Origin of the sequence: Microscilla marina ATCC 23134, from assembly GCF_000169175.1 — a bacterium.
Classification (GTDB): Bacteria; Bacteroidota; Bacteroidia; order Cytophagales; family Microscillaceae; genus Microscilla; species Microscilla marina.
The window spans coordinates 199,312-213,645 of the sequence record NZ_AAWS01000002.1 but is presented as its reverse complement, the minus strand read 5'-3'; the positions used below and the strand labels follow the sequence as shown (position 1 = coordinate 213,645).

Annotated in this window: 10 protein-coding genes; 5 read left to right on the top strand and 5 right to left on the bottom strand. The window is 40.7% G+C overall.

Annotated elements, in window-relative coordinates:
• Positions 1-132: 132 nt before the first annotated feature.
• Positions 133-525, bottom strand: coding sequence for a phosphoribosyl-AMP cyclohydrolase (locus M23134_RS02140; RefSeq protein WP_002693440.1), 393 nt, complete (start codon positions 523-525; stop codon positions 133-135).
• Positions 526-940: 415 nt separating this feature from the next.
• Positions 941-2,929: a CBS domain-containing protein gene (locus M23134_RS02135; protein ID WP_002693438.1), complete on the bottom strand. Its 1,989-nt coding sequence runs from the start codon at positions 2,927-2,929 to the stop codon at positions 941-943.
• Between the two features lie 184 nt (positions 2,930-3,113).
• Here M23134_RS02135 and M23134_RS02130 point away from each other — a divergent pair, with 184 nt between their 5' ends.
• The 5 genes from M23134_RS02130 (at position 3,114) to M23134_RS02110 (ending at position 10,211) form a co-directional block, all read left to right on the top strand.
• Positions 3,114-4,724, top strand: a complete 1,611-nt coding sequence (locus tag M23134_RS02130) for a hypothetical protein (protein WP_002693437.1) — start codon at positions 3,114-3,116, stop codon at positions 4,722-4,724.
• Positions 4,717-6,087 carry a hypothetical protein gene (locus M23134_RS02125; protein ID WP_002693435.1) on the top strand — a complete coding sequence of 457 codons (1,371 nt, stop codon included), beginning with the start codon at positions 4,717-4,719 and terminating at the stop codon, positions 6,085-6,087. Before M23134_RS02130 ends, M23134_RS02125 begins: the two co-directional genes overlap by 8 nt.
• A gap of 133 nt (positions 6,088-6,220) precedes the next feature.
• On the top strand, positions 6,221-7,273 hold the full coding sequence (gene aroB / locus M23134_RS02120; RefSeq protein ID WP_002693433.1) for a 3-dehydroquinate synthase: 1,053 nt from the start codon (positions 6,221-6,223) through the stop codon (positions 7,271-7,273).
• A gap of 176 nt (positions 7,274-7,449) precedes the next feature.
• Positions 7,450-7,932 carry a DUF1987 domain-containing protein gene (locus M23134_RS02115; protein WP_002693431.1) on the top strand — a complete coding sequence of 161 codons (483 nt, stop codon included), beginning with the start codon at positions 7,450-7,452 and terminating at the stop codon, positions 7,930-7,932.
• 929 nt (positions 7,933-8,861) lie between these two features.
• Positions 8,862-10,211 carry an acetylxylan esterase gene (locus M23134_RS02110; RefSeq protein WP_002693429.1) on the top strand — a complete coding sequence of 450 codons (1,350 nt, stop codon included), beginning with the start codon at positions 8,862-8,864 and terminating at the stop codon, positions 10,209-10,211.
• A gap of 97 nt (positions 10,212-10,308) precedes the next feature.
• Here the strand turns inward: M23134_RS02110 and M23134_RS02105 are convergent, their stop codons facing one another.
• The 3 genes from M23134_RS02105 to M23134_RS02095 form a co-directional block, all read right to left on the bottom strand.
• Positions 10,309-11,895 carry an amidohydrolase family protein gene (locus M23134_RS02105; RefSeq protein ID WP_002693428.1) on the bottom strand — a complete coding sequence of 529 codons (1,587 nt, stop codon included), beginning with the start codon at positions 11,893-11,895 and terminating at the stop codon, positions 10,309-10,311.
• 305 nt (positions 11,896-12,200) lie between these two features.
• On the bottom strand, positions 12,201-13,085 hold the full coding sequence (locus M23134_RS02100) for a PhzF family phenazine biosynthesis protein (RefSeq protein ID WP_002693426.1): 885 nt from the start codon (positions 13,083-13,085) through the stop codon (positions 12,201-12,203).
• A 334-nt stretch (positions 13,086-13,419) separates the two neighbouring features.
• Positions 13,420-13,950 (bottom strand): sigma-70 family RNA polymerase sigma factor, encoded by a 531-nt coding sequence (locus M23134_RS02095; protein WP_002693423.1) that lies wholly within the window; start codon positions 13,948-13,950, stop codon positions 13,420-13,422.
• Positions 13,951-14,334: the final 384 nt, after the last annotated feature.

Genomic DNA, 14,334 nt, shown 5'->3' with positions numbered 1-14,334 from the left:
CAAAGCTATGAAGCTTTTTTTTTGAGAAGAATGAGGGCAATAGATACACTTTAATGGCTCAAATTATTTATGAAAGATCACTAACCTTATTTTTTGGGCATTTTTGGTAACAATATAATCATTTTAGTGCTTTTATTTATCTATAAACTCCAAAGTTTTGCCAGAAGCCATCTTTCGGTAAAAACAAGAAACACGCGCCTGGTTGTTTTCATCTTTAGTATGACAAGCCCCTGCACCCATCATTGTTACCTGATAAACCAAGGCATCCTGGTCACAATCAGTCAATATATGGGTTATTTTTAGGTAGTCGCCCGAAGTTTTGCCTTTTGTCCAGAGCTCATTACGTGAGGTGCTCCAAAAAGTGGCATATCCAGTATCTAAGGTTTCTTGCAAAGCTGCTTCATTGGCATACCCCAACATCAACACCTTGCCAGAAGCTTGCTCCTGTACAACTACAGGTAACAAGCCCCCCCTCTTTTCAAATTGTGGCGTAAAGTCTCGCCCTTCTTCCAAAACCTTTTTCATTTTATTTTTTTGAGTTTGTTTCTTTACTTGGTAATTAGGAATTGTTCAAAAATAAATTTACACTCTGAGAGGTGATTTATTGCCTTGATACTTCGTTATTTTTTTGCCCGTAGCGCTGCTATGGGCGCAAAAAATAGCCTCGTCTCAAAACAAAACCTCTACCTCAAGAATGGTAATTTAATTTCTCACCATTCCTTAGAGTACTGAAGCTACACAAATCTACTTATTTTAATAATTATATGGCTTTATTGCTCAATGGTTGGGCTACGCATTGCGCAACAATAGAAATATGTGACCTTCAGAAAACCGCGTAACTTGAGTTAGAGTATGTTTAAAAATGAGCCAATGTGCTATAAAACTGTAAAAGCTTATAGAGTAGGGAGTAAAAACCAGTACCTAATGAGGATCCCATTCCTCAACTATCCTTCTCAGGCTCGGTGTTATTCTCTTGTTTGGCTTCCTCTTCTTTTCTAATGGCTTTTTTCTTTTTGGCGGCCAGTCGCTTAAGCAAACTTGAGGTAATACTTAAAAAATTGCTTTCGGTAATAATTCCCACCAGCTTTTTGTTATTCACCACTGGAAGACAGCCAATTTTTTGGGTATTCATTACGTCTATAGCTTCTATAATAGTAGCCTCAGGCGCAATCGTCAGTGGATCTTTGATCATCAGGTCTTTGATGGTACTGTAGTCCAGTTTTTCGTTTTTATACATGGTAGAAAAATGCCTCAACAACTGCCTCGAAGTAATCAAACCAATGAGTTCCCCCTGCTCGTTTTCGATGGGCAAATACCTGATACGTCGCCAGTCCATCATATCGGCGCTAAACTCAGGAATTTCATCTTTACTTACAGTAAATATATCGGTAGTCATAAATTCCTCGACAAGTAACGAAGTAGGGTGCCAATCGGCAATATCCTGTATACTCGCAAGTTTCCATTCGTGGACTGGTTTTTTTGTTTTTTGATTATATGCCATTCCAGCCACAATAGCTGTAGTGGCTTCCTCTTTAGTCGATTCTTTGAGCAATTTTGAGTAAGACTTCAGTATCCATCTTGAGCCATTCATCCCAGTTTCGGTGCGATCTTCTATGATTTCGAGGTATTTGTTAATGTCTTTCTCGTCTACCTTAGCTTTTTCTAAACCAATGCGGGCAATGGGCAAAAGTTCTTTTTGGATCAACTCTATGTCGTTTACTGTTTTGCCGTGTACCCAATGGTGTTTGCTTCCCAGTCCAGTGCGAGCAGTTTTTATAAAATTAGCCTTTACATCGTCAAACTCCAACACCTTGGTTACATCTGGGTAAGCTTCTTCAAAGCCATTCATTAGCCCCACCCAAAACGCTGAATTGGCCACTTCGTCCAAGGTAGTAGGTCCTGAAGGTAAAATACGGTTTTCTATGCGCAAATGGGGTTTTCCGTTAGGGCTGATGCCGTAGCAAGGGCGGTTCCAACGGTACACCGTAGAGTTGTGAATACTCAATGCCTGTAGCTGGGGCGTTTTATTGTTTTTGACCGAATCCAGCACATCTTCTTTTACATCGGTGGTGAGCAATACCTTAAAACGCACAATGTCTTCTTTGTATAAATCCAAGATGGAGTTTTTGACCCAGCCATTGCCAAAGGTCACCCTGGGGCTGGTGTAACGCAGGTGCTCATTGGTAATACGGGTATCTACCGATTGCTGAAAAAGCGCAATGCGGGTTTCGTTCCATAAACGTTTGCCAAACAACATAGGTGAGTTGCTGCTCACCCCCAACACGGGGGCAGAAATGGCTTGCGCTATATTATATTTACTTACAAAATCTTGAGGGGTGACTTGCAAATGCACTTGAAAACTGGTGTTACACGCCTCAATCAATGCCGAGTCGTGTTTAAGGTTCAATTCGTCCAGCCCTTCTATCTTGAGTTCATAAGCTGCTTTGCCGCGCAAGCGCTCTATAGCTTGCAATAAAGCATAGTAACGGTCGATAGGTGTCAGGTTTTCTATGTCAAGGTCAAACTTGCGAATGGTAGGCAAAATTCCGGTGAGAATCACCCTGGCTTCCAGGTCGTGGGCGGTTTTATGAATGAGGTCCATCAAGTCATCCAATTCTTTCTGCACCCTGCTAAAACAATCGCCTGTAAACTCTACCGGGCTAAGGTTGGCTTCTATATTAAACCTGGAAAGTTCGGTAGTAAAACTTGGATGATTCAATGCCGCCAGTATTTCCATAGACTTTGGGGCAGGCTTGCCGTGCTCGTCAACCAGACATACTTCTTGTTCGGCACCAATTCTGATAGGTGCTTGCTCAAACCAATCGTTTTCAAGCATGTATTCCATTGCCTGAATGTCTTTGAGCAAAAAACGGGTAAACCTGTTCAGTTCTTTTTGGTTGGCAGCTATTTTAACTTCTTGTACCCCCATAATGATGTTTTGTTTTTGGATAAATAGTTTATGATAAAGCGTACAATCATTGTTTTAGATTTTCAGCCTTCAAATTGCTATTTTTTTTACAATCATACTGTTTTTTATTCAATTATTTATAACTTTTAAAGGTGATTAGGATGTCTAAAAAAACGACTTTGATTTATACCAATAAGCAACACCTATGGATAATACTATAGATAGAAAAGACTACGACGAAAAAGCATTTAAAAAATTGTTGGTCAACTTCTTGAAAACCAAATCCCAAGGAGCCACCCAGCTAGAAATGGTAGTAGGTACTGGCTTGTCTAAAGACTGGGTCGAGCTTGCCGTACGTGCTTTGCTAGACGACTACCCTGCCCACCTCGAAACCAACGAAAAACATGAACTCATCTATGTGTTTGACTTTGACGCCAAAGAAGAAAGCCTTACCTTCTTACAGGTAGCAAATAAGGTGTTGCGTGGCATTTGGAAAGGCTTCATTGTTTTTTTCAAAGTATGGACACTGCTCATGTATTGCACCTACTTTTTGGTCAATGCCATTATTTTAATCTTATTCTTCATTGTAATTAGCATCTTTGCACTGTTTGCTGGTTATGAAGGTGGTTTTGGTTCAGGTGGCTTTATAGAAAGAGTGATGGGACAAGGAGAACGTATAGTACAAGATGCTTTTGCATTGTTGAACCGACGCCCTAGTGAAGAGCAAGAAGATGATGAGGGTGCTGTACACCAGATGTTTTCTTACATATTTGGCGAAACTACCCCTAAACCAGACGATTTGGCGATAGAGAAGTTATTATTGAATTTTATTGTCCAAAATAAGGGTAAAATCGTTGCTGCCGAAATTGTACAACTTACTGGTTGGAGCATTCGCAAGGCACAAGAAGAAACTGCTCAACTCATGGCAAGCTATCATGGCGATGCTGAAGTAACCGATGAGGGAGTGATTGTGTATTCTTTTCCTGATTTAGAAGATAGCCAAGAAATAAACAAGCTTGTAGAAACCTATAATCAGAAATTAAGGGCTAAAAAATTGACTGAAATTAAGAAAAGGGAGCATAAAAAGTTGTTGGAAGAACATACACAGTTATTAGTTACAAAAGCAGAAAATGAGAGTGGAGAGAACATACAAGAAAAAATACCCGCCCCACAATTGCCTACCAAAGCCGAACTAAGGGAGACACATGCTGAGGAAATAGAAGAAGCTGTAAAATTAGGAACTGCCCCTATTTGGGAACGTTTGTTACCTGCTCGCAGAATGAACGACAATGATAAAGAGATCAACCGCAGCATTGTCAGTGGCAATCAATTTAATTGGATGATGTCTTTTTTATCACCTATTATGCTTGTGGTAACTTTTATGTTGATCGTAGGGGCTTTTAAAGATGATTCGGATATAAGCTTAAGCTTTTTTTTGAATAAAACATATTTGATTATCCTATTTGTTATTCCCTTTTGTTACTCTTTTTTGTTTTGGCTTATCCCGAATTTACGTCGCTTTGGAGTAAATGCAGTCAACCGCCGCATAGATGCCATCAACGAGAAATACAGATTGCTGGGAGTGATATTTGACCAAATACCAGGCAAGCTATACAAACATGAGGTATTGGATGGGCTTCAACAAAAAATAGTACCTGAGGGCAAAAAACTTAGAAACAAAGAATTGCCCCAATTGCTTGACCAAAAGGCTCATGAGCTTGAGGCAGAAAGTATGGCAGACACACAAGGGGCTTATTATATATTTGAAGAAGTGCAAACCGACTTAGAGGTAATTAAAACAATAAGAAATGGATAACACTATAGACCGAAAAGACTATAACGAAGCGGAGTTTAAAAAACTGCTGGTCAACTTCCTGAAAACCAAACCTCAAGGAGCCACTCAACTAGACATGGTAGTGGGCACAGGCTTGTCTAAAGATTGGGTAGACCTGGCAGTGCGTAGTTTGCTCGACGACTACCCGGCACACCTCGAAACCAACGAAAAACACGAGTTGGTGTACGTATTCGATTTTGAGTCACGCGAGGAGCAATTGACCCCAAAAATGATGCTCCAAAAGGCGTTTAAACTGGCGTGGAAAGGCTTTACCTTTTTCTTCAAGGTATGGATTGTACTCATGTTGTTTACCTATTTGCTGTTTTATGTATTAGTGCTGGCTTTTGCTGTGGCTATTATTACCCGCAACGGCGATATATTGGGCGAAGTACTTGGAAAAATATTGAAAGCCCTGCGTGATGTGTTCAGTATGTTGATGAAAGGCAGAGAAGGAGATATATTGTCCGATGATGGCTACATTCACCAAGTGTTTTCTTATGTGTTTGGGGCCACCCGACAAAAAACGGATGACCTAAAGCTGGAAAAACAATTATTGCGTTTCATTAGCCAAAACCAAGGCAAAATAGTAGTAGCTGAAATTGTAAAACTGACTGGATGGAGCGTGCGCCAGGCACAAGAAGAGGCAGCTCAACTATTGGCCAACTACCACGGCGATGCTACCGTAACCGAGGAAGGGGTAATTGTGTATACCTTTGCCGATTTTGACCCTACAGTGCTTGGTACAAACGATGAGCAGGAAGTTAAGAACCCGTTGATAGCCTCCACCCCACATCAGGCTGTGCTTCCAATTTGGAAACGCCCGATTCCTCACCGTCCCATGAACGACAACGACAAGGAAACCAACAATAACATCATGTATGTCAATGCTTTTAATTGGATTATGTCCTTGGTAGCGCCTTTTTTGATTTTATTTCTGGTGTCTGATGGAGAAAATATAGATACATTGCCTGATGTATTTTATGTTTGGACAACTATGATCCCCTTTGCCTTTTCTTTTTTATTTTGGTTAATTCCCTTTATGCGTCGTCAGGCAATGAAGTCAGAAAACCGTCGAATAGACGCTCAAAATGAAGAGAATCAGCTACTAAGGGTAATTTTTAATCAGGTAGACCAGAAGATTTACCGTGATAAAGAAGTCAAACAATTACAAACCGCCTTGGTGCCTGTTGGCAAACAACCCGTACACTCTAACCTGGGCAAGTTGCTTGACAAAAAAGCCATAGAACTCGACGCAGAAAGTCGTTCGGACGAAAAAGGCATGTACTATGATTTTGAACAGCTCAATACTGACCTAAAAGTAGCAGAGCGGCTACGCACAAGGTAGGGTAAAACAGTGGGCGCAGCATAGCCAACCTGTGGTCAAACTTGACCTATAGCCCAAACAGGTACGGAGATTTCAAGTATTTTACTTACTATTGTTCAAACTTAGTGTTGAATTAAAAAAATAATAGAAAAGAATGAATGCTTTGATGGAAAGTCAAAATGTGCGTATTGCCCTTGATTTAAACGAATTTGAACGTTTTGTAACTCAACGTAACCCTACCAAAATAGCGGTCATAGTAGACGAAAACACCCACGAACATTGCTACCCCTTGCTTAAACCTTTTTTGCCCACCGAACACTTGCTCATAGAGATTCAAAGCGGTGAGCAAAATAAAACCCTGACTACCTGTAGCCACATCTGGCAACAAATGACTGACTACGCGATGGATCGCAAGGGAATGGTGATTAACCTGGGAGGTGGAGTGATTGGCGACATGGGTGGTTTTTGTGCCACTACTTATAAGCGTGGCATAGACTTTATTCAAATGCCTACTACCTTGTTATCGCAGGTAGATGCGAGCGTAGGGGGCAAGTTAGGCATTGATTTTCAGCAGTTTAAAAACCACATTGGAACATTTAAGATACCCAACCTGGTATACATTTATATTCCTTTTTTGCAAACATTGTCCGCCCGTCAACTGCTATCGGGCTACGCCGAGGTTATCAAACATTGCCTCATTGCCGATGCTGACAAGTGGCAAACCCTGCAGCAGAGTAATTACCATACCCTCGACTGGCAAGACATTGTACAGCACTCGGTAGCAGTAAAAGCACAAGTGGTAGATACTGACCCTTACGAACGTGGCTTGCGCAAAATACTTAACTTTGGGCATACTATAGGGCATGCTATAGAAAGCTACTACTTGACCGATGACCAAAGGGCCTTGCTACACGGCGAAGCCATTGCTATTGGTATGATGTGCGAAGCATACCTGGCACAACAAAAAGGCTTTATTGGTGAAAGTGACCTCAACCGTATTACCCAATACATTGATAAACTGTACCCTACGTTGACAATCAAAGACGAAGAAGTAGCTGCTATAGCCCAATTGACCAGGCAAGACAAAAAAAATGAGGGTGGTAAAATACAATGTACCTTGCTAGAGCAGGTAGGCAAAGCCAACTTTAACCAACCCATTACGCTCAACGAAGTAAGTCAGGCACTGCAATGGTATCAAGGTTTGTAGCCAGATACCACTGCAATTTCGTGTACCTTTTTACCACAATTTTCAAAAAAATGGTCTCTGTACGCCCTGATGTGCAGAGACTTTGTTATATTTGTATAGCTACCACCACCAAGCTACTCAACTACTCACCTTATTTAAGTGATAGTTTTAGTGTAAATATTTAAATTGAAAAGACATTGGCAACTTTGTATCAAATCATCAAACAAAGATGTAGTTTATTGAGAAAGCGCCTGTTTTCTAATAATACTACTGGAGTAAACAAGCCCTCCGGACCTATGCAAAGTTTATTGATCAATGCAAGCAGTAGTTCGCCAAAAGTTTGCTTTGATGTGGCCATTAATTTGTTTCAGATCACTGGCAATGCGTTTGACGATGACGACCACACCTTTTTTGCCCCCATTATTGATTGGATGACCCACTATCTCAGCGAAAACACTTGCCCTATTGAGTTTCACATTCAACTAGACCAAATAAACCTGAGCGCTTTTAAAGGCATCAAACAACTCATAAGTATATTGGCGGATTATCGCCAAAAGGTAAAAATACCCCTACACATTGAGTGGATCACCGATCAGGAAGAAGTAGCCGAATACGGCGAACAACTTCAGGCAAGCTTCAGCCATTTACCCATTTCGCTTCAGGTAGAAGTGGAAGTATAAACCTGACAAAACTTTCTCCTTTTTCTTTACCATTGATTTTCTGCTCAAAGCCAAAGAATGTACTTTTACAAATACTTTTTAAATTAGTTAAAGAGTGTTCCAAGATGTTGATGCCTGATCAAAAAAAACATTTGAAATAAGTAGCTTGTTACTTTTTCAATGCTCCGCAGTGATTTCAAGTAAAAATATCAGCCATTTAAATATTTAAACTCTATTTATAGGAGCGTTTGTGGTTACTCTACCCAGCTTTTAACTTCGTTGAGTCCAGCACAGTAATGTAGCTTCGGTTTTCCAAAAGTACCGTCATCGCCTCAGCTCGTGTCTCCACGAGCTGATCGGAACCCTGAAAAACACTATTTACAAGCATTAAGACAAGGCGATTTAGCTTTGCTGAGCACCGACATTCATCGGTATCTAAGGACTCGTAAACTCGGTTGTGAAGACACAAACCGAGGCGAAAAAATAGTAGGTAGAGTAGTTTGTGGTGCAAACACTTTAAAAGAATTTAGTAAACAAAACTACTTTCACTCTTTGATGATTAGGTATGAGAGTATTTATTCGAGTTTGCTATTAACTAACAAATTCATAAACCGCTGAAAATAAACATACTATGAACTTGTTAGTTGCCTGTAGAACAGGGTGTACCTAGAACCTTGCAACTAGTCCCTAGTACTCTAGCTTCTAAGTAGGTAAAGTGGAAATTTGGTTAGATTAACTACGTTGAGCTCGCGAAAAGCTCGGTTTTGTTCTTTGGCGATCTTGAAAAATTGAGCATAGCCGTAGCTACGCGATATTTTTCAAGAGAAGTCAAAGGGCAAAAGAAGCGAAATAGTGCTTTACATATTTAGTGTCTGGAGTACTAGAACCTTTTCGGGGGGCTGCGGACTATTGTTTTTGTATTGGGTAAGTTTTGAGAAAGTAAAAAGTATATGAAGCATTTATTGATTGTATGGTGGGTGAGTATGGCAATTTTTGGGGCAACCCAACCTGGCTACTGCCAAAAAAAGAAGAAAAAGAAGAAAAAAAAATCATTGACTGCCAAAGTGATCGTGCTCAAGGGTAATGGAACCTTTAAGCTGGGTAAACCCCTCAAATTTAGCTGTCAGATCAAAAACAATACTTATGCTCCGGTGCGTGCTGTGGTATACTGTAACATTGCCGTTTTGCAACCACGCCACCACCTAAAAACCAAGACCAGGCACGTGCTGGTGCCCGCCCGCAAAACCATAGAAGTAAACTTTCAATACTTTGCTTCATCGCCCAACTTTTACCTGGCAAGTTGCTCGCTTAAAAACTACACGGGGTGGTTGTCGCACGCCTATATGGTGTTGGGCTACGCCATCAACAAGCAACGCTCTCCGTTAAATAAACAAGTCGATTTTAAAAAATTCTGGAAAACTTCACTTTGGCGCTTGCGTCAGGTACATCCTCATTTCAAAGTAACCAAACGCAAACAATTGTGTACTCCTCAGTACAATGTATATTTGGTAGAAATGAAAAGCATGGGGCATGTCACCGTCAGGGGTTGGTACCGGGTACCTACTAAAGGTACCAAGCACCCCGTCATTCTACAGCTGCCTTCGCTGGGAGGCTCATTTTTTAATGTTCAATCCCTCAAAAAGCGTCCTTTGCATGGCATTCCTCTCGACTTTGCTGTTTTATCGCTCAATATTAGGGGACACGGCAATAGTAAGGATGAAATAAACCCTCAAGGCAACTATTTCAAGTTTTTTACTCACCTCCTGAAAGACCCCTACAAATATGTGTATCGGGGAGCCGTGATGGACTGTATAAGGGCGCTCGACTTTTTGGCTACCCGCCCTGAGCTCGACCACAGCCGGGTAGCAGTAGAGGGTGCCAGCCAAGGGGGAGCTTTGAGTTTAATGACTGCCGCTCTTGACAAACGTGTAAAGCTATGCGCGCCCGATGTGCCTTTTTTGTCTGATATTCCGCGTCTGCTAAAAATCGTGTCTAACTTTAGAGACGAGGTAAAAAGGTACATCAAGGCTACCCCAGGCATGACCTGGAAAAAATCACGCAAAAACTTTTCTTATTTCGATACCAAAAACTTTGCCCCTTACATCAAGGTTCCTGTACTTATGAGTGTGGGGCTACAAGACCTTACCTGCCCCCCTATTACTTGTTTTGCAACTTATAACCACATCAAAGCCCCTAAATCTTATTATGTATACCCTTATGGGCGGCACGGTGGTGGTGGAGAGGTACATCGTAGGCGTAAGTTTTACTGGATAAGAAGGCAGTTTGGAATGCTCAGGTAAGGCAAAAAATTACAACAAGCATTCAACAAATAATGAACGCTTGTTGTAAACAAAACTGTTGGGTCAAAACACAGTGAAGCTTTTTATTATCAGTCCCTTATGCCATTAAATTTACCGCTTTGCCTTGTTTCAAATAATAATTGTTGTAGTAACGCATCATAAAATTGTCTACATTTTTGTACAACACTTTTTCCATAATTTGCTCAGGTGTCAATCCAAAGTAGAGTTTTTTGATGTCTTCTTTAGTTTGCAAACCTTCTACAAAGGGACAAGGCAAAGGGTTATGCAAGTATTGAAATAAATGCAATTGCAAATCGGGGTAACAGGCTACATCTTCATAAATATCAAAGCCGTTTAAAATACCATCATAGTCAGAGCCAATGCAGAGTATATCCCAGGCACTTACATCGTTGATTGCCCTTACTGCCTGAAGAGCATTGACCATCCAAAGGCGTAAATACTCATTGCGCATTTGGTCATATCTTTCCTGGGCATCGGGCAATGCCTTGGCCTTTTCAATGGCTTGTTTGGCTAAACCACCTGGCATGCGCTCATCGTGAAACATTAACCCAAGCAAACCACCCGATTGATGAATGTATCGTACATCTTCGTCGCATAAGTTGATAGACCAGGTGTTGAAATATTCATTTTCGAGCACATGCCCTTTGTCATAGCTTGCCTCCAGGTCGCTCAAGGTAGCCTTTCCGGTGAGGGCTGCGTGGCTGCAAATAATAGGAAAACTATCGCCTTGACTCTTGTAATGGTCCCAAATATCATAAAAATCGCGGCGCGATGCTACACTCATGTGTTTGGTATCTACCAATATACGCCGCCCATTTTCTCGGCTCAATAAAGCCTGAACAGCCACCTTGCCCAATGCTGAAAAACCTTTATCCAGATTAAATGATTGGCTCATGGCAAAGCTTTCTACCGATTTGGCGTGCCCACAGAGCAAGTTCCAGAAATAGTGCGTAAAAGTGATAAAAAAAGGCGCATGGTTCCCTCCTCCCCAGCTTTTTATTCTACCAATGTTAATTTGGTACTGGGTAGCAAAGTGTTGATAGTAAGGGTCAGAAGTATCGTTTACCTGATCGAAACTCAGGTTTTGTTGCTCAAAATTGGTGAAAATAGCCAAACTATGCATGCCCTCTATAGTTGGGATAATTGCCACTGAATCAGGTGTACTTAAGATGCGCTGCAGTTCTTCATAATCGCCCGCAATGCCTATACACTCATTTTGTTTTGCTTGCATCACCAGGTATTCATATTCGCGTTGGGTTTCATCAAAATAATGAATGGCTTGGTCTTTATTCTTACGATGAGCGTCTATATACCCTTCTACTACAGAACGATCAAAGCCTGTCATGCACACCCCAAGTTTTACTGTTTGATCGTTGGCGCTAAATTCAAGCATAAACTCTACCCAGTCTTTCAGATCAAAAAATTTACGCTCAGGCGCATGAATAGAGGCAAACATTAGCCTGAGTTTCCCCTGTTGGCACTTCATTATATTAGTTTGCGATACTTTTACAATGTTTTTGGCGGCGGGTCGGGTGAGCCAGTTTAGTTCCTGACAAGCTCCTTGCGTATCTATATTATCAAAAATATTTGCTTGTGGCACTTGACGAAAAGGCTTCATAGTAGGATGACAGTGAAGGTCGGCAAAGTAAGGGATATCTATCATAGTCGTTTGGATTTATATGTAATAAAATTGTTTATAGCTTTGCTAATCAAGTATTTTTGGGCGATTATTCCAAGCTATTTCAGCCTTTAATAGATAGAAGCTTCTACAGCCTTAAGCTTTTAGCGACAAGTCTTTAGATGCCGATGCATATCGGTGCTTCAAATCTATTGTCGGTTTTATAATGTACTGATTATTAAAAACTTATAAAATCAACAGATAGAAGTCGGTAGTTTTAAGGTAAACGATTTTTTGTAAAACAACAAACCCCTTGGCAATAAAATTGGTCAAGGGGGCGTCCGTTTTGGCTAACCATCCAGCTCAATCTCCAACTGTCGGTCTAACAACCCTTTTCCTCCTGCCATCAAGCTTTTTATTTTGCCACTTTCAACCTTCAGGTTCACCATAATCAAACTAGGAGAAGGTGTAGCCATGTATTTGCCCTGTTGAATCCGAAAACTTTCTTTTTTCAGGTGCAAGCAATCAAACAGGTAACAAGCCAATGGTCCGGCTGCCATTCCAGTGCCCGCCTCCTCTGGTATGCCATAACGTGGCGCAAACATTCTAGTAGTAACATCATAGTTGGTAGTGTCCACAGCAAACACATAATAACCAATCAGGTCAAGGGTTTCGCTTACTTTGCTTATCAAATCGGCATCAGGCACGATCTTTTTCAAGACTTCCTGGCCTTTGACTGGAACAATTACAAATGAATTACCTGTATTTGCCAACCGAATGGGGGCATTGGGTATCAGGTCGGTTTTACTCAAACCCAAAGATGCCAAAATGTTATCTTCTTGCGGATGTACAGCTACGTAAGTTGGCGCCAGCTGCTCCATAAAAGCCAAGTCTCCTTGCATCTCTATATTTCGTTTGCCATCTATCGTTTCTTTAGAGGAACTTTCGCTTTTGAGCACCTCTTGTTGTTTCAAATAAGAAAAAGCAGCTACTGTGGCGTGTCCGCAATGGGCTATTTGTTTGTTAGGGGTAAAGAAGTCTAGCTTAAAGTCAGCAGTTTGAGACCTAGACACAAAAGCAGTTTCTGATAGCCCTACCTTTTTGGCAATTTCGAGTTTATTTTTATCTGATAGTGTATCTGCATTTAAAACCACTCCTGCCGGGTTGCCACCTTTTCCATTTTCGGCAAAAGCATTCAGAATTTGTACCGTCACTGTTTTTTTTGAATTCTCCATGTGTATATTTTTTTGTGTTGTGTAAGAGCTTGTTTAAACTTCATTGATTAGGTCCCCGAATCAAGTTCGGGACTGTGAGCTTTTACGCGACTTTTCTAATTATATTTTGTCAAACCGAACCTACAGCTGCGCTGTGGTGAGCTCAACGAAGTTAATTTAGCTAAAGCAGAGCTCACCGTAGCAAAGCTACAGGTTCGGTTATCAGCAATAGCGCTGCTATTACCTCAAAATGTGACGCATCTAATCCCAAAATTCATCATAAAATATCCTATAACCGAAATTTTAAACAAGCTCTAAGGTGGACGGCAAGGGAGCAAAAAAGACGGAGCTATTTCTAATTATTTTCAAAATCTATTGGTTTGCCCGAACGATCAGCCGCAACATTTGGGCAATCTAAAATATTGTTTTTTAAAATTTCCCGTGCTTTTTGTACCCTTGACTTTGCTCCAGAATAGGAGATTTTTAAATGCTTTGCGAGTTCTTTTTGCGAATAGTTTTTAAAGGAGGTTAACACAATTGCTTCTTGATGTTGTGCCGAAAGATGCGCTATTTTTTGGTTGATGCAGTTGGTGAGGTGTGCATAGTCGAAGTTGTCGGTGGCTGCTTCAGGAATATCTACCTGATCGATGGGTATACTGTGGTGGGTTGCTTTTCGAAAATAGTCAACAATGGTGTTTCTGGTAATTTGATACACCCAAGAGGTAAGCTTAGAAGTATGTTTTAGCTGGTGGATATTGGTTTGAACCTTTAAAAAAACCTCTTGGTGAATATCTTTTGCCGTTTGTTCCTCTTTTACCTTTCCTACAATAAACTTATACAGTTCTTCATTGAGGTCGAGCCAGAGGGTGTCCATGTTGGTATGCATATCGTTGAGTTTTTGAGTATAAATATTTTTTTTTCGCCTATCATAGATGGCCTATGCATTTGTTTTTTTAATGTTCAAGCCTTAATTGGTAAAAAAAAGCTTTACCCAGGCGTAATTTAAGTTAGTAGAAATCGAAACAACTTCTATGTAATCTCTCAGAAATATTATTGTATAGTGCTATTTTTGTTCGTATTTCAAAATTGCTTTTTTATATTGCTGGCTTTGATCAACCAAAACAAGTAATAAAAGGGCTATTTGAGTCAAAGCACCTACTGCAAAGGCACTACGTACACAGTTTTGCTTAAACTCAATCACTTGATTGTAGGTAAGCACTTATGGTAATCGGGCTATATTTAGTCAATATCTATGGCTATACCAAATACC

Coding starts and splice junctions, on each gene's coding strand:
- M23134_RS02125 (WP_002693435.1), top strand. CDS start 4,717: ATGGATAACACTATAGACCGAAAAGACTATAACGAAGCGGAGTTTAAA.
- M23134_RS02140 (WP_002693440.1), bottom strand. CDS start 525: ATGAAAAAGGTTTTGGAAGAAGGGCGAGACTTTACGCCACAATTTGAA.
- aroB (WP_002693433.1), top strand. CDS start 6,221: ATGAATGCTTTGATGGAAAGTCAAAATGTGCGTATTGCCCTTGATTTA.
- M23134_RS02135 (WP_002693438.1), bottom strand. CDS start 2,929: ATGGGGGTACAAGAAGTTAAAATAGCTGCCAACCAAAAAGAACTGAAC.
- M23134_RS02130 (WP_002693437.1), top strand. CDS start 3,114: ATGGATAATACTATAGATAGAAAAGACTACGACGAAAAAGCATTTAAA.
- M23134_RS02105 (WP_002693428.1), bottom strand. CDS start 11,895: ATGATAGATATCCCTTACTTTGCCGACCTTCACTGTCATCCTACTATG.
- M23134_RS02100 (WP_002693426.1), bottom strand. CDS start 13,085: ATGGAGAATTCAAAAAAAACAGTGACGGTACAAATTCTGAATGCTTTT.
- M23134_RS02110 (WP_002693429.1), top strand. CDS start 8,862: ATGAAGCATTTATTGATTGTATGGTGGGTGAGTATGGCAATTTTTGGG.
- M23134_RS02095 (WP_002693423.1), bottom strand. CDS start 13,950: ATGCATACCAACATGGACACCCTCTGGCTCGACCTCAATGAAGAACTG.